Source organism: Planomicrobium sp. CPCC 101079 (assembly GCF_007859275.1).
Taxonomy (GTDB): Bacteria; Bacillota; Bacilli; order Bacillales_A; family Planococcaceae; genus Planococcus.
This window is the reverse complement of sequence record NZ_VOHC01000011.1, coordinates 226,861-245,443: the sequence shown is the minus strand read 5'-3', so window position 1 is coordinate 245,443 and position 18,583 is coordinate 226,861. Positions and strand designations below refer to the sequence as shown.

19 protein-coding genes are annotated in these 18,583 nt (G+C 45.4%); 5 read left to right on the top strand and 14 right to left on the bottom strand.

The window, feature by feature from the left end:
- The 6 genes from pstC to FQV28_RS05655 form a co-directional block, all read right to left on the bottom strand.
- Entirely contained in the window at nucleotides 1-927 is a 927-nt protein-coding gene (pstC, locus tag FQV28_RS05680; RefSeq protein ID WP_146494599.1) for a phosphate ABC transporter permease subunit PstC, read from the bottom strand.
- A 69-nt stretch (nucleotides 928-996) separates the two neighbouring features.
- Nucleotides 997-1,965 (bottom strand): PstS family phosphate ABC transporter substrate-binding protein, encoded by a 969-nt coding sequence (locus tag FQV28_RS05675; RefSeq protein WP_146494598.1) that lies wholly within the window; start codon nucleotides 1,963-1,965, stop codon nucleotides 997-999.
- Between the two features lie 170 nt (nucleotides 1,966-2,135).
- Nucleotides 2,136-4,316, bottom strand: coding sequence for a peptidoglycan D,D-transpeptidase FtsI family protein (locus FQV28_RS05670; RefSeq protein ID WP_146494597.1), 2,181 nt, complete (start codon nucleotides 4,314-4,316; stop codon nucleotides 2,136-2,138).
- A 112-nt stretch (nucleotides 4,317-4,428) separates the two neighbouring features.
- Entirely contained in the window at nucleotides 4,429-5,037 is a 609-nt protein-coding gene (locus FQV28_RS05665) for a superoxide dismutase (RefSeq protein WP_146494596.1), read from the bottom strand.
- A 110-nt stretch (nucleotides 5,038-5,147) separates the two neighbouring features.
- Complete coding sequence (locus FQV28_RS05660; RefSeq protein ID WP_146494595.1) at nucleotides 5,148-5,627, bottom strand: DUF456 domain-containing protein; 480 nt, start codon at nucleotides 5,625-5,627, stop codon at nucleotides 5,148-5,150.
- 110 nt (nucleotides 5,628-5,737) lie between these two features.
- Entirely contained in the window at nucleotides 5,738-7,369 is a 1,632-nt protein-coding gene (locus FQV28_RS05655) for a Na/Pi cotransporter family protein (protein ID WP_146494594.1), read from the bottom strand.
- Between the two features lie 167 nt (nucleotides 7,370-7,536).
- Between FQV28_RS05655 and FQV28_RS05650 the strand changes: the two genes are divergently transcribed.
- The 3 genes from FQV28_RS05650 (at nucleotide 7,537) to FQV28_RS05640 (ending at nucleotide 9,910) form a co-directional block, all read left to right on the top strand.
- Complete coding sequence (locus tag FQV28_RS05650; RefSeq protein WP_146494593.1) at nucleotides 7,537-8,055, top strand: DUF1189 family protein; 519 nt, start codon at nucleotides 7,537-7,539, stop codon at nucleotides 8,053-8,055.
- Between the two features lie 145 nt (nucleotides 8,056-8,200).
- Complete coding sequence (ispG, locus tag FQV28_RS05645) at nucleotides 8,201-9,319, top strand: flavodoxin-dependent (E)-4-hydroxy-3-methylbut-2-enyl-diphosphate synthase (protein ID WP_186763803.1); 1,119 nt, start codon at nucleotides 8,201-8,203, stop codon at nucleotides 9,317-9,319.
- A gap of 12 nt (nucleotides 9,320-9,331) precedes the next feature.
- The gene (locus FQV28_RS05640) at nucleotides 9,332-9,910 is read left to right on the top strand and encodes a hypothetical protein (protein ID WP_146494591.1); all 579 of its coding nucleotides are present in this window, start codon (nucleotides 9,332-9,334) and stop codon (nucleotides 9,908-9,910) included.
- 161 nt (nucleotides 9,911-10,071) lie between these two features.
- Here the strand turns inward: FQV28_RS05640 and FQV28_RS05635 are convergent, their stop codons facing one another.
- The 5 genes from FQV28_RS05635 to FQV28_RS05615 all read right to left on the bottom strand — a co-directional run bounded on the left by FQV28_RS05635 (nucleotide 10,072) and on the right by FQV28_RS05615 (nucleotide 14,575).
- On the bottom strand, nucleotides 10,072-10,482 hold the full coding sequence (locus tag FQV28_RS05635) for a Fur family transcriptional regulator (protein WP_146494590.1): 411 nt from the start codon (nucleotides 10,480-10,482) through the stop codon (nucleotides 10,072-10,074).
- The gene (locus FQV28_RS05630; protein WP_146494589.1) at nucleotides 10,479-11,333 is read right to left on the bottom strand and encodes a metal ABC transporter permease; all 855 of its coding nucleotides are present in this window, start codon (nucleotides 11,331-11,333) and stop codon (nucleotides 10,479-10,481) included. The genes FQV28_RS05635 and FQV28_RS05630 overlap by 4 nt, the downstream gene beginning before the upstream one ends.
- Nucleotides 11,326-12,099 (bottom strand): metal ABC transporter ATP-binding protein, encoded by a 774-nt coding sequence (locus FQV28_RS05625; protein ID WP_146494588.1) that lies wholly within the window; start codon nucleotides 12,097-12,099, stop codon nucleotides 11,326-11,328. The genes FQV28_RS05630 and FQV28_RS05625 overlap by 8 nt, the downstream gene beginning before the upstream one ends.
- Before the next feature lie 273 nt (nucleotides 12,100-12,372).
- Complete coding sequence (locus FQV28_RS05620; RefSeq protein WP_146494587.1) at nucleotides 12,373-13,266, bottom strand: deoxyribonuclease IV; 894 nt, start codon at nucleotides 13,264-13,266, stop codon at nucleotides 12,373-12,375.
- Between the two features lie 13 nt (nucleotides 13,267-13,279).
- Nucleotides 13,280-14,575 carry a DEAD/DEAH box helicase gene (locus tag FQV28_RS05615; RefSeq protein WP_146494586.1) on the bottom strand — a complete coding sequence of 432 codons (1,296 nt, stop codon included), beginning with the start codon at nucleotides 14,573-14,575 and terminating at the stop codon, nucleotides 13,280-13,282.
- Nucleotides 14,576-14,703: 128 nt separating this feature from the next.
- Between FQV28_RS05615 and FQV28_RS05610 the strand changes: the two genes are divergently transcribed.
- Together FQV28_RS05610 and FQV28_RS05605 are read left to right on the top strand one after the other, a co-directional pair.
- Nucleotides 14,704-15,684: a 4-hydroxy-3-methylbut-2-enyl diphosphate reductase gene (locus FQV28_RS05610; protein ID WP_146494585.1), complete on the top strand. Its 981-nt coding sequence runs from the start codon at nucleotides 14,704-14,706 to the stop codon at nucleotides 15,682-15,684.
- Nucleotides 15,685-15,747: 63 nt separating this feature from the next.
- Nucleotides 15,748-16,263, top strand: coding sequence for a DNA topology modulation protein (locus tag FQV28_RS05605; RefSeq protein WP_146494584.1), 516 nt, complete (start codon nucleotides 15,748-15,750; stop codon nucleotides 16,261-16,263).
- 30 nt (nucleotides 16,264-16,293) lie between these two features.
- On the opposite strand, the gene FQV28_RS05600 is transcribed toward FQV28_RS05605, so the two are convergent.
- From FQV28_RS05600 to cccA, 3 genes are read right to left on the bottom strand one after another with little or no spacing between them, the layout of a single operon-like run.
- Entirely contained in the window at nucleotides 16,294-17,403 is a 1,110-nt protein-coding gene (locus tag FQV28_RS05600; RefSeq protein WP_146494965.1) for a Nif3-like dinuclear metal center hexameric protein, read from the bottom strand.
- Nucleotides 17,390-18,103, bottom strand: coding sequence for a tRNA (adenine(22)-N(1))-methyltransferase (locus FQV28_RS05595; protein WP_146494583.1), 714 nt, complete (start codon nucleotides 18,101-18,103; stop codon nucleotides 17,390-17,392). The genes FQV28_RS05600 and FQV28_RS05595 overlap by 14 nt, the downstream gene beginning before the upstream one ends.
- Nucleotides 18,104-18,163: 60 nt before the next feature.
- Complete coding sequence (gene cccA, locus FQV28_RS05590) at nucleotides 18,164-18,562, bottom strand: cytochrome c550 (RefSeq protein ID WP_146494582.1); 399 nt, start codon at nucleotides 18,560-18,562, stop codon at nucleotides 18,164-18,166.
- Nucleotides 18,563-18,583: the final 21 nt, after the last annotated feature.

The following is an 18,583-nucleotide window of genomic DNA, read 5'->3' as shown; positions in this document are numbered from 1 at the left end:
TTAATATTCCTCCCTGAACCGTTTTGAGACATATCCAGCGAGGATATTCATCAGCATGGTAAAGATGAACAATGTAAACCCTACTGCGTAGATGGAATAGTAAATGGTTGTCCCATATCCGGCGTCCCCTTTTGATACTTGAACGATATAGGCAGTCATCGTCTGGATGGAATCAGTGAAATCCCCATTGAACTTTGGCGTTGAGCCGCCTGCAAGTGATACGATCATCGTTTCGCCAATTGCGCGGGACACTGCGAGAACGATTGATGCGATAATCCCGGACAAAGCAGCAGGTACGGTGATTTTCCAAGCAACCTCGAATTTTGTCGAGCCCATTGCAAGAGCGCCTTCGCGGATTTGCTTTGGCACGGACGACATCGCGTCTTCTGACAACGATGCAATCATCGGAATGATCATAATACCGACGACGATTCCCGGTGATATAGCGTTAAAGATTTTAATTTCAGGAAAAACGCTTTGCAAAAGCGGAGTGACAAACGTTAAAGCGAAAAATCCGTAAACAATTGTTGGCACGCCTGCAAGAACTTCAAGCACCGGCTTGACGATGCGGCGCACTGTCTCACTGGCATATTCACTTAAATAAATGGCTGATGCGATGCCGATTGGAACCGCAACAATTACAGCAATTAGCGTTACTTTCAACGTGCCGATGATCAATGGCAAAATTCCAAACAGCTGCTCTTTATTGGAAAACGGCAGCCAGGTCGTGCCAAATAAGAAATCGGCTATGGAAACGCGTGTGAAGAACGTAATGGTTTCAACAACTAGCGTTACGACGATCCCGATTGTCGTTAAAACCGAAACCGACGCAATAAGGAATAAAATGACCGGAATCATTTTCTCCATGAATTTTTTGTTCTTTTTCCCTTTCGACTGCGCGATCATTTCCTGCACAGATGTTCGCATAAAGAATCCCCTTTCAACCGCAAAAGGTGAGCAGCTGGCTGCTCACCCCTAAATTTAGGCTCAATCCGTTTATTGTTTAAGCGCTTCTAAATCTGCCAATCCTTTATCATACTCTTCTTGAGGAAGGGCTACATAACCGACAGCTTCAGCCATTTCTCCAGCATTTTCAAGTGTATACTCTAAGAAGTCATAAACTTGTTCTTCTTCGGCAGCAGATGTGTTGTTTGCGTATGTGAACAATGGACGCGACAGCGGAGAATAGTCACCTGACTCGATTGTTTCGTTTGTCGGTTCTACTCCGTTGATTTTAACAACTTTCAACGTGTCCTGGTTTGCTTGGTAATAAGCGTATCCGAAAAACCCGATTGCATTTGGATCTGCTTGAATTCCTTGAACCAATACGTTGTCATCTTCAGAAAGTGTAGCTGCGCTTACCAAATCTTCTTCTTCAAGGATCACTTCGTTAAAGTAATCAAATGTTCCGGAATCTGTTCCTGGCGCATAAAAGACCACTTCTTCATCCGGCCATTCAGGGTTGATGTCTGACCATTTTTTTGTTGTGCCGTCTTCGACCCACAATTTTTTCAAATCTTCAACTGTAAGATCTTCGACCCAATCATTTTCTTTGCTTACGACAACGGACAATCCGTCATATGCTAACAAAAACTCGGTATAATCAATGCCTGCATCTTCAAGGCTTTTAGCTTCTTCTTCTTTAATCGGACGTGATGCATTCGAGAAATCTGTCTCACCTTGGATGAACTTTTCAAAGCCCCCGCCTGTTCCGGAAACTCCGACAGTCACTTGGACATTCGGCTGAGCTCCTGCGTATTCTTCAACAATACCTTCCATGATCGGTGCAACAGTCGATGAACCGTCTCCTGAAACTTCACCTTCCAGTTGTGCAGCTTCTGATTCTGAGCTCCCTTGTTCTGCCGATTCCGAACTCCCTTGTTGAGTGGTGTTGCCGCCGCAAGCACCAAGCAGTACAGACGATCCAAGAATTGTTGATGCCATGACAAACTTCCAGTTTTTCATTGAGTAGTTCCCCCTAAAGTTTATGTTTGCTTTACAAGTTAAACTATATAGGGGCAATGTTGAGCTTGTATGAACCGAATGTTAAGAAAATGTAAATGCGGGAAAATAAAAAACCGCTATGCTTTGGCATGTTTCCATGCGCGCATAGCGGTCCTATTCAGTCCGGCTTCTTATTCAGCTTCGTCGTTCTTTTCTTTATAAGGCGCCTTGATGGTTGAAGGCGATTCTTCATTTGTCTTAGCCTTCAATTCAAAATACTTATCCACTGCAGCCCGAGCAATCTTATGGGTTGTTCCTGGCACAACTTTTGTATTGGTTGTGATATATGGAATCAGGACAGCATAAGCAATTTGAGGATCATCATATGGCGCAAATCCAACATGTGCGGTATTGATTGAATCCATGGTGTAAAAAGGGCTTTCCGGATCGTCGTAATACTCGATTTCAGCCGTACCGGTTTTGCCGGCAGCTGTATAGTCAGTATCGCCGAAATAAGAGCGGGCAGATCCTCTACTTCCAGTGTAAACAAGTCGCATGCCCTTTTTCACCTGATCAATCTCTTCTTGTGTATTGTTGATGCGGTTCAATATTTTGGGTTCCACTACTGTTTCCACTGGACCGAGTGTCTTGCCATCAGATGAAGCTTGCCGAATTTCTTTGACAATATGCGGCTCCATCCGGTAACCGTCATTTGCGATAGTTGATATATATTGAGCCAACTGCATCGGCGTATACGTGTCGTACTGGCCGATTGCCAAGTTAAGGAACGTTCCGGGTTCAGATTCAAGAAACTTACCTTTAAACCCACTTCCTTCATTCGGTAAATCCACGCCTGTCGGAACCCCAAGTCCGAATTGGGCAAATGAATTTCTGACTGTATTATAATCTTCTGCATCAACAGAAAAACCGCGTTTATACTGATAAGTGTTGCCTGAAATAGCGAGTGCAATTTTAAACATATAGACGTTGGATGAAACTTCAAGCGCCTGCGTATCCGTTAATGGGACACGGTTGAACAAACTTTGGTTGAAGAGAGATCTTTTGACCTCATTGGCAAATTGCAGCGGTTCATCAATCATCACTTGATTCAGCTCGATGACGTCTTGCGCATAGCCGGTGAGCAAGGTTGCGCCTTTAACGACGGACCCCGTAGGATACGCGGATGTGATGGCTCCGAAAGAATAATCCTTGACTACGGTTTTGCCGTCCTCATCTTTTCCGATTTGTTTGCCGACCATCGACAGCACTTCTCCCGTGTTCGGATCCATCATAACCAGGTAAGCGTCGCGGACTAGCTGGGAATTCGGCCCCGCTTTCAGCTCGCGCAAATGGTCTTCCACAATATCCTCGAGTGAAGATTGCAGTTCCGTATCCATTGCCAGAACCAAGTCTTTGCCTGGCTGGCCTTCGTCGACCGGTACGGTATCAATGACCCGGCCTCTTCCATCCGTGATGTTTTTAACGACCGATTTTTGGCCTTGCAGAACTTCTTCGTATTGCTGCTCGAGAAAACTGGTCCCTACCCGGTCATTGCGGGAGTAATCGCGTGCCAGGTAATAATCCAGCTTGCTCGCTGGTATTCCTTGTTCCGGTGTTGTTGTGCTGCCGAGGATTGTTAAATCGCTCGATTTGACTCGTTTCCAGTCAGTGATGGTGTTTACGCCGTTTAGTTTCGGGTCTGTCAGCCGCTCTGAAACCCGTGCAAACTCTTCTGGTGTAACGTCCTTGTTTTTTATAATCTGTGGCGACAAAGCGTAGCCGGACGTCATCTCACGAAAAATCGCCAGCACCTCCAGTTGCTCTTCCGTCAAACTTTCGAGTTCTTTGTCAGTGATTTTTTCACGGATCAATGCATCCAGCTTTTGTTGTTTCTCTTTTTCGGTAATGTCCTCGTTGTCAATGGCTGCCCGCTCTTCATCGGTCACTTTTGCTGTGGCGGCTTCGGTATCGAGCATAATATAGTAGTCCTGTTTATCGCGAAGCGTGACTCGATCGGTTTCTTTTTCGATCAGCTTTGCAAGTTCCTTAGCAACATCGAGCATTTCATCTCTTTTTGTTGTCTGCATCGCTGTGTACGTAATAGCGTTTACCGGCTCATTATCCACCTGGACGCGTCCTTCGCTATCGAAAATGCGGCCTCTGGGCACGCTTGTATTGACTGGAACTTCTTCCGTCCGGGCAATCGCGCGTGCAAAATCTTCGCCTTTGACAATTTGCAGATAGCCCAAGCGCAGTATCAAAACTGAAAACAGCAAGAATATGGAGAAAAAGAGGATATTCATTCGGAAGACCATATGGGATTTTAACTTTGACTTCGCTTGTGTGACTTGCCTCTTTTGAGGGGGTTTCATTTTTCATGCACTCCTTTCACAAAAATGTGCATTAGTTAGTATATCATTTGCATATAAAAAGCACACACTTTTTCTGACGAAAAAGTGTGTGCAAAGTTTCAATTTTTGACAATTATTTTGCTGCATCAAAGCGGCGTGATACTTCTTCCCAGTTTACAACATTCCAGAATGCTGCAAGATAGTCCGGGCGTCTGTTTTGGTACTTCAAGTAATATGCGTGTTCCCATACGTCTACGCCAAGAATTGGAGTTTGGCCGTCCATTAATGGAGAGTCCTGGTTTTGAGTAGAAGTCACTTCAAGTTCACCGTTATTTACAACTAGCCAAGCCCATCCAGATCCAAAGCGAGTTTTTCCTGCATTTTCAAATTGAGTTTTGAACTCATCAAAGCTTCCAAATTTGCTGTCGATCGCTTCTGCCAAAGCGCCAGTCGGATTGCCGCCGCCGTTTGGAGAAAGCAATTGCCAGAAAAGCGAGTGGTTTGCGTGTCCGCCGCCGTTGTTGCGTACAGCTGTACGGATAGCTTCAGGAACTGAACTTAAATCAGAAATCAATTCTTCCACTGATTTTGAAGCAAGTTCTTCGTGGCCTTCAAGAGCCGCATTTACATTCGTCACGTACGTGTTGTGGTGCTTTGTGTGGTGAATGTTCATCGTTTCCTTATCGATGTGTGGTTCTAGTGCATCGTATGCGTAAGGTAGTTCAGGTAATTGGTAAGCCATGAATGAATTCCTCCTTGAGTCTAATGTTCTACGTTCATAGCGTAACAAAAATTTTTAAACGGCACAATCAAAATGCATGGCTTAGTTCACGATTCAGACCTTTGACCGATTCAAGTTACCCAGAAGAAAAGCGCCACCATGATAACTTGAATAATGCCTTTTGTGAAAACCGATGTGACAAATCCTACAACAGATCCAATTCCGGATTTAACGGATTGCTTAAGCGTCGACTTATTAAACAGAATTTCCGCAAGGATGGCTCCCACAAATGGACCCACCAAAATCCCGACAATCGGGATGACGAATGGACCTATGATAAGGCCGATCGTGCTCCCCCAAAGCCCAGCCTTCGAACCGCCAAACTTTTTGACCCCAAAAGCATTGGCAGCTGCATCAGCACCGAACAGCAATATTAAAAATAAAATTTCAATCGCCCAGAACCACCAAGGTAGATCTGCAAAATTAAAAAACAAACCGTAAACCACAAATCCGCCGAATATGAAAAGCGCTGCCGGAATAATCGGATAAACAAGGCCGATAAATCCAATTACAAAACATAGTGCAATAAGCACCCAAGCGATAACTTCCATTCTGGTTTCCTCCTAAATAAAAAGCTCTCTTTCATCCTGCCTGACATTTTTTAAAATGTAAAGCGATGAAAGAGAGCACAGAGAAGCTCAAAATATTAAACTTTTTTTATTTAAGCACGGTTCCCTAAAATGGCTTCTGCAATATTGACAGAATGATCTCCGATTCGTTCCAAGTTGCTGACGATATCGACGAAAACAATTCCTGCCTGTGCAGAACATGCGCCTTCATTAACGCGCATAATATGCTTCTTGCGGAATTTGCGCTCCATCTTGTCGATCAAATCTTCTTGTTCAGCCACTTCTCTCGCGATATCATGGCTAGTTGTATCCAGCGCATCGAGCGCTTTTTGGACGGTTTCAATCGTCAATGTGAACATTTCTTCAAGATCGGCCATTGCTTCTGTTGTCATTTTCACGCGGTTTTCTTCCTGGTAATCAACCAGCTCAAGGATATTTTCAAAATGGTCCCCGATCCGCTCGATGTCGCGCACCGTTTCCATCAAAACCGTATGGCGCGAAGAATCCGCAGCTGAAATGGATTCCGCTGAAATCAACACCAAGTATTCGGTGATCTTCTGGTCCAGGTTGTTGATTGCCTGTTCCAATTGATAGCCTGTTTCAGCATTTTTCCGGCTTTTCGTGACCAAGTATTCATATGTTTCCTGAAGCCCTTGGACCGAGTAGTTACCCATGCGGATAATTTCCTCTTTTGCTTGTCCAAGCGCAATTGACGGTGCAGTATCAATGAAATGGGTGTCTAAATGTTTTGGCGCAAATTCGATTGTCCGTTCTTCACCCGGGATGAACTTGGTCACCAAGTATGCCCATGCCCCGATCAGCGGGAACTGGATAATCGTGTTGGCAACGTTGAACGATCCGTGGGCAAATGCAATCTGCATTTTCGCTTCCAAATTAAGCAGGCCTGTAATCCATTCGATATAGGCAGTGAAAGGTACAAGCAAGATCAGGAATACGATTGATCCGACCACATTGAAAAGTACGTGGACCGCAGCTGCGCGGCGCGCGGTAATCGATGCGCCAAGGGAGGCCAGAACCGCCGTAATTGTCGTTCCGATATTATCTCCAAACAATACAGGAAGCGACGCGCCTAGGTTTATAACACCTTCAGCATAAAGCCCTTGCAATATGGCAACTGTGGCACTTGAACTTTGAACAATCAAAGTAAATACTGTTCCGACAACTACTCCTAAAATCGGCAAGTCGCTTAGGTTGACAGTCAAATCAATGAATGCTGGCAATTCGCGCAGCGGCTTCATCCCTTCGCTCATCAACTCCAATCCATAAAATAGCCCTCCGAAGCCAAAAATAACTTGCCCCAGATTTTGAATGCTGTTTTTACGGAAGAAAAAGATTAACACTGTTCCAACCGCAATAATCGGCAGTGCGTAAGCTCCGACATCCAATCCAATGATGAAGGCGGTGACGGTAGTCCCGATATTGGCCCCCATGATGACGCCGATAGCTTGTCTTAATGTCATAAAGCCGGCACTCACCAAACCAACAACGATAACCGTTGTCCCTGAACTCGATTGTATGAGGACGGTAACAATGATCCCGACAAGCACCCCCATGAACGGATTGGTGGTGAAGCGGTCAAGAATTGCGCGAAGACGGTCGCCTGCAGCTTTTTGTAAACCGTCCCCCATGTATTTTATGGAAAAAAGAAATATCCCTAGCCCTCCGAAAAAGGTAAAGAGTATCTCTTGCCAGTTAGTTTCCATGTTGAATAATCATCTCCCAATTGAATTTATGCCTACTCGCCTATTATGCAGTTTTTATTAAGCTTTTGTGAAGCTTTTTCTTTAACATTTACAAAATCTTAACAAAAGGAAATTTTTTGTGCCTCTCAGCATGTTAGGATAAAATCATGTACGAAAGGAAGAGGGCTATGAATCTATTTCAATTGTTTAAAGCAAGTATAATGGAACCTAAAAAGCAAGCCGCCGTCCGTATACTTACTATCGGAAAGATTTTGCAATACGTTTTTTTGATTGTTCTGCTCATGGCGCTCGTTTCATTTGCCGAGTTGGCTTTTGGTTTGGACGAAGTGACAAATGGTGTTGATGGGCTTTTGCAATATATAGAAGAAATCGAATGGCTGCTTTATCCGTTCGCTTTTGTTTTTCTATTTGTCACAACTACAATTTATCATTTTGTGAAAATCAGTTTTTTCGCATTTATTGCCCTCGGCCTGTTAAACATTAAAAAACGCAGAGGAGAATACCGGCACGTGTGGCGGACCGCCGCTCTTAGTGTAACAGCGCCTACCCTGGTCTCGTTCACCATCAGCTTCTTTACGACAAACGCATGGCTGACCTCGGCAATAAGCTTATTTACCATCCTGTATTTGTATTTGGCCATTGGCTATTACCCCAAAAGGCCGCCCGCCCGAAACCAGAAAGCATAATCGTTCTTCCTTGTCTTTTCTAGCGGGAGACTGCTAAAATGGCTATAGGTGTTGGAAAGAGCTAGATAATAATCCTAGTTGAAGAAACGTGGAACTGGCAGGTTCAGCCAGACATTCCCAAAAGGAGAGAATTTTAATGAGTGAAATTATTCACCGTACAAAAACACGCCCCGTAAAAGTCGGCGACCTGACTATCGGCGGCAGTAATGAATTGTTCATTCAAAGTATGGCGACAACCAAAACGCATGATGTGGAAGCGACAGTGGCCGAAATCCTTCGCTTGGAAGAAGCGGGTTGCCAGATCGTCCGCGTAGCTTGCCCGGATGAGCGCGCAGCGTATTCTATCGGCGAAATCAAAAAGCGCATCAACATCCCTTTGGTTGTTGATATCCATTTTGACTATAAATTAGCATTGATCGCGATTGAACAAGGCGCGGACAAAATCCGCATCAATCCCGGCAATATTGGACGCCGCGAAAAAGTGGAAGCGGTCGTAAATGCCGCAAAAGCGAAAGGCATCCCGATTCGAATCGGTGTTAACGCCGGATCGCTTGAACGCAAAATTCTTGAAAAATACGGATACCCGACTGCTGATGGCATGGTCGAAAGTGCGCTGCACCATATCAAGATCCTTGAAGACCTTGATTTCCATGACATCATTGTCTCTATGAAAGCATCGGACGTCAGCCTAGCTATCGAAGCATATGAAAAAGCTTCAAAAGCTTTTGATTATCCCCTGCACTTAGGAATTACAGAATCCGGCACATTGTTCTCCGGAACTGTGAAAAGTTCAGCCGGCATCGGAGCTCTTCTTGCAAAAGGCCTTGGAAATACGCTTCGTATCTCGCTAAGCGCCGATCCTGTCGAAGAAGTGAAAGTTGCCCGCGAATTATTGAAAGTATTTGGTTTATCTTCAAATGCTGCGACGTTGATTTCGTGCCCGACTTGCGGACGCATTGAAATCGATTTGATCTCTATCGCAAATGAAGTGGAAGAATACATTTCCCATATTAAAGCACCGATCAAAGTTGCAGTTCTTGGTTGTGCCGTGAACGGTCCGGGAGAAGCGCGCGAAGCGGATATCGGCATTGCCGGCGCTCGCGGCGAAGGCCTTCTTTTCATGCACGGTAAAACAGTGCGCAAAGTTCCTGAAGAGACAATGGTCGAAGAATTGAAAGTCGAAATCGACAAAATCGCACAAGAGTACTTTGAAAAGCAAGCAGCTGAAAAAGCTGAGCAAGAGGCTCTTGAACAACAAATTTAAGGTTGTGACCCTATGAGATACCGCTTTGGCATCGATATAGATGGAACAGTGACTTGCCCTACGTCCCTTATTCCCCATATCAATGAAGCATTCAACAGCCAGTTGACACTGGACGATATAAAAGAGTACGATTTGACATCAGCCCTGCCCCATCTGGAACCAGGTGAATTTTATACTTGGTTCCGGGGTTCGGAGTCCAAAATCTATGCGTCTTCCCCGGTTTCTGAGAACGCTAAGAATATTCTTAATGACTGGAAAAACCGCTACGAGTTGTATTATATTTCAGCACGCGGCCAGGAAGTCCGCGATGTTACATTTGACTGGTTTGCAAAACATTCCATTGCCTACGATCATATTGAGTTGATCGGTACGCACAAGAAAATCCAAGCCGCCAAAACCCACAAAGTCGACTTGTTTTTTGAAGACAAGCACGACAATGCCGTCGAAATTTCAGAAGAACTGGATATTCCGGTGTTGCTGTTTGATACACCCTACAACCGCCTGCCAATTCCCAAAAACGTGATTCGCGTTTATAATTGGCTAGAAGCGGACGAATTCGTGAAAAGAGAATTTTCGAGCGTGAAAGCTTAAGGGGCTGAAGGCTTCTGCAATTTGCAGAGGCCTTTTTTTCATTTCAATCACTTCTAGCGACCCCATTTGCAAAATCACTTTAGCCGCTTCAGTATGTATTATTGAATAGATTTTTACTTGCAAAATAAAAAAGCGTAAGCGGGATCTCTCCGCTTACGCTTTTATTGGCATTCCGGGCATTTGCCGTAGATTTCAAATTTATGGTTCGCGATTTGATAGGAAGGCAAGGCCGCACCCAGCATGTCCATCGGGCACACGGGAACTTCTTTGATCTTTCCGCAGTCCAAGCAAATAAAATGGTGGTGATGATGGTCGCTTTCGCATTGCATACGAAAGTGGCGTTCGCCGGACAATTCGGTTTCTTCTAAAATACCAAGCGACACGAAAGTGGCAAGATTGCGATAAACTGTATCATAGCTCATGCCGGGATAATCTTTTTGCATCACATCGAGCAAATCACGGGCTGTCAAATACCGGTCATCTTCTGAAAACATTTTCAGGATTTGCTGACGTTTTGATGTTTCTTTAAATCCGTTCTCCTTCAATATCTCCCAAGCTTTTGGCAAATTCATACGACGGCCCCCTTTTTCATGGAAACGGTAATTTTTTTATAGCCTATGACGAGTAAAAGCAGCAAAATCGAAGTGACAACGATAGTCCCTCCCGGTGCCAAATCAAAGTAGAATGCTGTAATCAGTCCTGTAAGGACAGAAACTTCGCCGAATATGACCGACCAAAAAATGGTTCCTTTAAAGCTTTGGCCCATTCGCATCGCCGCAGCTACCGGTATGGTCATCAAGGATGAAACCAAAAGAATGCCCACGATGCGCATTGAACCGGCAATGACAAGGGCTGTGACAATCATAAACAGAAAGTGGATCCATTTAGCCGGAAGCCCTGATGCTTTCGCATACTCATCGTCAAAAGATAAGACGAACAGTTCTTTAAAAAACAGACGGACAAAAGCAAATACGATGAGGGCAATGCCGATAACAATGCCTAGGTCTTCCCTGCTGACGGCTGAAACAGATCCGAACAGGTAGCCGAACAAATCAGTGGAGAACCCTTCGGCCAAAGAAATAAAAATAGCCCCAAAACCGATGCCGGCCGATAAAATGATTGGAATGGCAAGTTCTTCGTAATGTTTATACAAGCTCCTCAGCCGTTCGATCAGCACTGAACCGGCAACAGATGCTACAATGCCAAGAAATAACGGGTTCAGCATGGCAAATGCAGCTACGCTTTGGCTCAAATACAAGCTTCCGGCAATGCCGGCCAGTGTTACATGGCTTAAAGCGTCTGCAATTAGCGATAACCTGCGCACCACGATAAAGACGCCGAGGAGAGGCGCTATTACGCCGATAATCAATCCGGCCGCAAAAGCGTTTTGTAAGAATTCATAGGATAATATAGCTTCAATCATAGCTGTGGCTTCCTCCGATATGATGGATTTTCCGGACGGAATGGCCATACCAGGCTTCGCGCTGCTCATCGCTCATTGTGTGAAGCTGATCTTTAAATCCGTGGAAATGGATGGTTTGATTTAAACAAGCAACATGTGTAATACGGTCAGTTACTGTATCGACGTCATGCGTCACCAATACGAGCGTAATGTCTTTGTCCCGGTTTAGCGAAGCGAGCATGTTGTAAAATGACTGCACATTGCGATGGTCGATTCCGACTGTCGGCTCATCCAAAATCAGCACTTTCGGTTTCGCAACAAGCGCCCGCGCAATAAATACCCGCTGCTGCTGGCCTCCGGAAAGTTCGTTCATCCGATTATCCATAAATGCTTCCATGCCAACCGCTTCTAATGCTTCTTTCACATTCGCTTTCGCGTGTTTCGGAATGCGGCGGAACAAGCCAGTTTTTTTTACCAGGCCACCTGTTACCACTTCTTCCACAGTTGCAGGAAAACCAGAATTGAACGAATTGGATTTTTGCGATACATAGCCAATCCATTCCCGGTTCTTGAAGTTTTTAGCGTCCACCCCAAACAAGCGGATTGCCCCTTTTGTCGGTTTGATAAGACCCAGCATGATTTTCAATAGTGTCGACTTGCCTGAACCGTTCGGTCCCAGTATCGCAAGAAAGTCGCCTTCTTCCACTGTTAACGATATATTCTCTAAAGCTTTTGTTTGTTCATACTCAAAACTGATATTGTCAATTTCAATCAATGGCGCATTCATAGTGCTGCCTCTTTTCTAATTAAGAGTCATTACGATTTACATTAGAAAAGTATAAGCCAGTCAGAAGCCAATGTAAATAGATTAGACTCAAAAACTCTTCTATAATATAAAGCGTTCTGACAACATGTTGACAAGGGATGCTAAAAATCAAATTGGTCTTTAATCATTGGTAAACTGCCAAACAACTTGTCTTTTTCAAGTTCGCTAAAAGCACCATTGGAAGGGAATGCAAAAAGCTGCCGAAGTTTCTCGGCAGCTTGAAAAGATTCCGGATCAAATAGGAGTTTTCAAATCTTCAATGACGCCTGGTGTAAACACGCCAGACTTGAACATTTCAATCTCAAAAGCGTAAGGCGGCTTTTTATTTTTTGCATCTAGTCCCACATATGGCGTCTCCAGGATTTTTGGAACGTGCATCAAGTCCGGATGATGGACGATGCCGTGCAGTGCTTCGAATCCAATTTCACCAAAGCCGATGTTTTCATGGCGGTCTTTTCCGGCACCTCGGACGTTTTTGCTGTCATTGATGTGGAGCACTTGCAGACGGTCAACACCGATGATTCGGTCGAATTCTTCAAGAACCCCATTAAAATCTTCTTTGATGTTATAGCCAGCATCGTGCGTATGGCACGTATCAAAACAAACAGACAAGCGTTCGTTATGTGTCACACCGTTGATGATTGCCGCAATTTCCTCGAAATTGCGCCCGATTTCCGTCCCTTTTCCAGCCATCGTCTCCAGCGCAATGTTGACCGGATAATTCTGTGTCAACACTTCATTCAAGCCTTCAATAATTTTAGTGATGCCAGCGTCTACGCCGGCCCCGACATGCGCGCCCGGATGCAAGACAATTTGTGTTGCCCCGAGCGCTGCTGTCCGTTCAATTTCTTTTTGAAGGAATTCAACAGCCAGCTCAAACGTTTCAGGTTTGACAGTATTGCCTAAGTTGATGATATACGGTGCATGGACTACGATATTCGACAAATTATTTGCCGTCATATGCGCCTTTCCTGCTTCGATATTTAACTCTTCGATTGGTTTGCGGCGCGTGTTTTGCGGTGCCCCCGTATAAATCATGAACGTGGAAGATCCGTACGAAGCAGCTTCTTCACTAGCTGCAAGCAGCATTTTCTTTCCGCTCATGGAAACGTGCGATCCTAATAACATGAAAAAAAACTCCTTACTTTTTGCGATTTTTGCGGCGTTCAACTTTTTTGATTTCGTCCATTTTCCATTTCATTTTCTTTTTGTATCCCGGTTTAACCGCTTTTGGTTTATGGACCATCGATTTCGCTTTCGTATCTGCTTCATTTGCTGTTCTTACGCGATTTTTCCGGCTATGGCGCTCTTTCAAATCGACGAACTCGCCTTTTACAATATCTTTTTGCTGGAATGGAATGCCCATTTTTTCAACACGGACGATTGCATCTTCTTCTTCCGGTTTAAATAATGTAATGGCAAGGCCTTTCATGCCAGCACGGGCAGTACGGCCGACGCGGTGGATAAAGAATTCCAGGTCTTCCGGCAATTCGTAGTTGATGACATGGCTGACGCCTTGAATATCGATGCCGCGCGCAGCTAAGTCAGTTGCAACAATGTATTGGAACTCCAAATCCCGGATCTGCTTCATCATTTTCACACGTTCACGAGGTGCCAGATCGCCATGAACACGGCCGACCCGGATGCCTTTTTTCGACAGTTCAGTTGCCACGTAATCAGCATTAGTCCGAGTGTTGACGAAAATGATCGCCAAATAAGGGTTGATGATGTCCATTACTTCAATCAGGCGTTCCACTTTCTTTTTGCTGCGGACCGGTACCAAGTAAAAATCCAAACCTTCAGCTGTCGGGCGTTTGTCCCCGATATTGATATGGACTGGAGACTCCATGTATTTTTTCAAAAACGGCTTCAGTTTTTCGGGAATGGTTGCGGAGAACACATACATCTCCAGTTTTTCCTGCATTTTTGCAGCCACTTGATCGATTTCTTCAATAAAGCCCATGTCGAATGCCAAATCTGCTTCATCAACCACAAGAATTTTGGCTGTATGGACCAATAAGGCGTTCTCGCTGACCAAATCTTTCAAGCGGCCTGGTGTGCCGATGACAATGTGAGGCTGAGTCTTTAATTTATTGATTGAGCGCTGCTTGTCGGTCCCGCCGATGAACGACTTGACTTCGATATCCGAGCCTTCAACCAATTTTAAGATTTCGTTGTATATCTGTGTGCCAAGCTCTCGCGTCGGCGCTGCGATAACTGCTTGCACTTCCTTTTTCTCCACGTCGATTCGCTCGACAATCGGAATGATAAAACTATGGGTTTTCCCTGTTCCTGTATGGGATTGGCCAATTGCAGAGCTGCCTTTCAGTATATGGGGCATCATTTCTTTTTGGATCGGTGTCGGCTCCTGGAAACCTAGTTTTGCCACCGCTTCCTGCAGAAACGGTTTGAATGGATAATCGTTGAATTTTGTCATGGGATGAATTTCCCTCCTTAAGCTTTGTACATTATAGCACGAATTAAAGGCACTTTGCATTTCATCTTTTGTAATAGGCGGCTGTCTCCGTTATAATGAGTGTATGATTGTTGAAAGGAGTGCGGTACATGAAAGTCAAAAAAATATCGCCAAGAGGTTATTGCTATGGAGTGGTCGATGCAATGGTCATTGCGAAAAATGCGGCAATGGACGAAACTTTGCCACGCCCTATATATATATTGGGAATGATTGTCCATAACAAACATGTGACGGATGCGTTTGAGGCAGATGGCATCATCACCTTGGACGGCAAAAACCGTTTGGAGATTCTCGAAAAAGTCGAGACGGGAACGGTCATTTTCACGGCTCACGGGGTTTCACCGCAAGTCCGGGAGCTCGCTAAACGAAAAGGGCTGGTGTCGATAGACGCAACTTGCCCGGACGTAACCGTCACACATGATTTGATTCGTGAAAAAACGGCGGAAGGTTATCAAATTGTCTATATCGGCAAAAATGGCCACCCGGAACCTGAAGGGGCAATTGGCGTTGCGCCTGATATGGTCCATTTGGTCGAAACGGTCGAAGATGTCAACAACCTGGAACTGGATTCCGAAAAAATCATTGTCACCAACCAAACGACCATGAGCCAATGGGACGTTGTCCATTTGATGGAACGGCTGAAAGAAAAATTCCCGCATTCAGAGGTCCACAAGGAAATTTGCCTTGCTACCCAAGTGCGGCAAGAAGCTGTTGCTGAACAGGCCGTCGACGCAGATCTGCTGATCGTAATCGGCGATCCAATGAGCAATAACTCAAACCGCTTGGCGCAAGTGTCACAAGATATTGCCGGAACCCCTGCTTACCGCATATCCGATTTGTCCGAACTGAAATTGGAATGGCTTGATGGCATCGAGAATGTGGCAATTACAGCCGGCGCATCCACGCCGACGCCGATTGTCAAAGAAGTGATGACTTTCCTTGACAATTACGACCCGGCCGACCCAGCAACCCACGATTTGGCACGAAGTGTGCCACTTAATAAGATATTGCCGAAAATCAAGCATCCGAAACCGTCCGAGCGGATTGAACCTTATCCGGTGGGCGAATAAAACCACTTACACGAGCCGATAACAGGTTCGTGTTTTTTACCCCCAAAAAAGCGGAGTGAGAACATGAAAAAGATTGCAGTAATTGGCTCCGGCGGGTCTGGCAAATCCACTTTTGCCAGGTCCTTGGACGGCAAACTTGGAATTGGCGTCCACCATTTGGACGCATTGCTTTGGAAACCTGGCTGGGAGCCAACCGCTAAAGCGGAGCAGCGGCATATTCAGCAGCAATTGATCGAAAAAGACAGTTGGATCATCGACGGCAACTACAACGGCACACTGGAAATGCGCTTGACGGCTGCTGATACCATCATCTTTTTGGATATGCCAAGAATTTTGTGTTTGTATCGCGTAATCAAAAGAAGATGGCAGTTTCGCCGAAAACCACGAACGGATATGGCTGTTGGATGCAAAGAAAAGATCAATCTCGATTTCCTGAGATGGGTCTGGCAGTACCCGCATACAAAGAGGCCGGGCGTATTGGATATGCTCTACAATTTGTCAGCTGAAAAAACTATCATCATCTTAGACAGCCCCCGAAAAGTGCAAGCTTTTCTCGACAAGTTGCCTGTGGAAAAATAAAAACACAGATGAAAATGCTCATCTGTGTTCTTATTTGAACTGGAACGGCTCAGTATCGACTTCCGAAGCGATAAATTCACATTGCCACTCTGTTGTTTTCGCCATATGGTTAACAACGCCTCTAATCATCACTTTCTCGACATGGTGGCCGGGATCGACTACGGCAAGCCCCATCGCTTCCGCATCTTGAGCAACATGAAAGTACAAATCCCCCGTCACATAGACATCAGCACCTGAGCGTTTAGCCGCTTGGATATATTTGTTTCCATCGCCCCCAAGCACTGCCACTTTCTTGATTTGTTTTTCGAGTTCGCCGACGACACGCACTGCCGGGACCTCTAAGCGTTTTTTCACAAGCTCGGTAAAATCTGCCAAGGACGTTGCAGTTTCCAGATTGCCGACGCGCCCTAGCCCCATCGCCACTTCTTTGTTTTCCAACGTGAATACATCATATGCTACTTCCTCATACGGATGTGCAGCAATCATCGCTTTGATTGCGCGGTCTTTTTCCTTTTTGCGGATAACCACTTCAATTTTTGATTCTGCCGTGGTTTCCATTTTCCCTGGCTCTCCAATAAATGGATCCGCTCCCGCAGTCGGCCGGAAACGGCCTGTGCCTGACAGCGTGTAACTGCAGTGTTCATAATCCCCGATGGCACCAGCACCAGCTTTCCCAAGTGCATCGCGCACTTGCTCCTCGTGGCTTTCCGGTACAAACACTGCAATTTTCACAAGCTCCGCTTCATAGGTCGGCACCAATACTTTTGTATCTTTCAAACCAAGGGCTTCCGCCAACAGATCGTTGACGCCTCCAGTCGCTACATCCAAGTTGGTATGAGCCGCATAAACTGCGATGTCGTGCTTGATCAGTTTTTCCATCAAGCGTCCTTGTGGAAAGTCCGTCTGCAGCGACTTTAATGGACGGTAAATCGGCGGATGGTGGGCGATGATTAAACCTGCCCGTTTGGCAATCGCTTCATCCACCACTTTTTCATTTACATCCAACGTTACCAGAACCCGTTCGACTTTTTTGTTTAACGTGCCGACATGCAAACCGACCGGATCGCCTTCCATTGCTAAATACTTCGGAGACCATTTCTCGAACTCTTCAATGATTTGTTGGCCATTAGGTATTTTCACCATGCAACACCTCTTCTACAAGTTTGATCTTCTCCAGCAATTCTTGTTTTTTTTCTATGATTTCTGGCGTTTCAACCGTAGTTTCCATCGCGTGTACAATTTTTTTCCATTGTGAACATTCCCGCTGCCATTTTTCTTGAAAAACCTCGGAAAACTGCTTCATCAACTCAGGACCCATGAGGAACTCAGCCGGAGAAAACCTTACCGGCTTTTTTGATGGCTCAAGAACAAGGATTTCGTATATTTTATCATTTTCTTTTAAAATTTCCTCTTCGGAAATTGCCCAGCTGTTTGTTTCAGCCCATTCCCGAATTGCTTTGGCATGGACGTTCGGCTGCAAAATCAACCGTTCCACGCCAATCAAGCGTTCAGGTCCGGCATCGAGTATCGACCGAATAAGCGGCCCACCCATGCCGGCGATCGTTACAGCCGTCACGCCATCCTCTGCATAAACCACATCCAGCCCACTGGCCAGCCTCACTTCGATCCGGTCTTCCAACTGCTCTTGCTTGACTTGGCTGCGGGCGGATTCGTAGGGCCCTTTGACCACTTCGCCAGCAATCGCCCGTCGCGCTTTGCCGTTCAACACTAAATAACAAGGCAAATAAGCATGGTCACTGCCAATATCAGCCACGACTGAGTTTACCGGCACATGCGCTGCCACCCGCATGAGCCTTGTTGATAATTGTTGTGCGTTCATATACATCCTCCCAATCAACAGAAAACCCTTAGCTCAGGGAGAACTAAGGGTTTTTTGATACTATTCGAGTGATAAGACCCACTCAGCCATAGCCGGAATGTTTTCGCCTTCAACAAGTCCGCCAGGCATTGAGCCTTTACCTTCAGCAATAATTTGTTCGATTTCTTCTTGGCTCAATTGAGTATCAACAAGTGATGGTCCAACTTGGCCTTCATAGCTTGATCCGTGGCAAGAAACACAGCTTTGTTGCGCTTGAGCTTCAGGATCGAATTCAGTTGACTCTGGGCTGCCGCCGTCGCCTTCTGGAGCAGCTTCGCCGCCTTCTTCTCCTGCAGCTTGTTCTTCGCCTTCGCTGGCAATCTCTTCTTGGTTATTTACTCCTTCTAATGAAAGGAAGAAAATGAGTCCAATACCGAAAGCCATGATTAAGATATAAGGTACAATTGCATTTTTTTGCATCCGTTACCCTCCTTCTCTCTG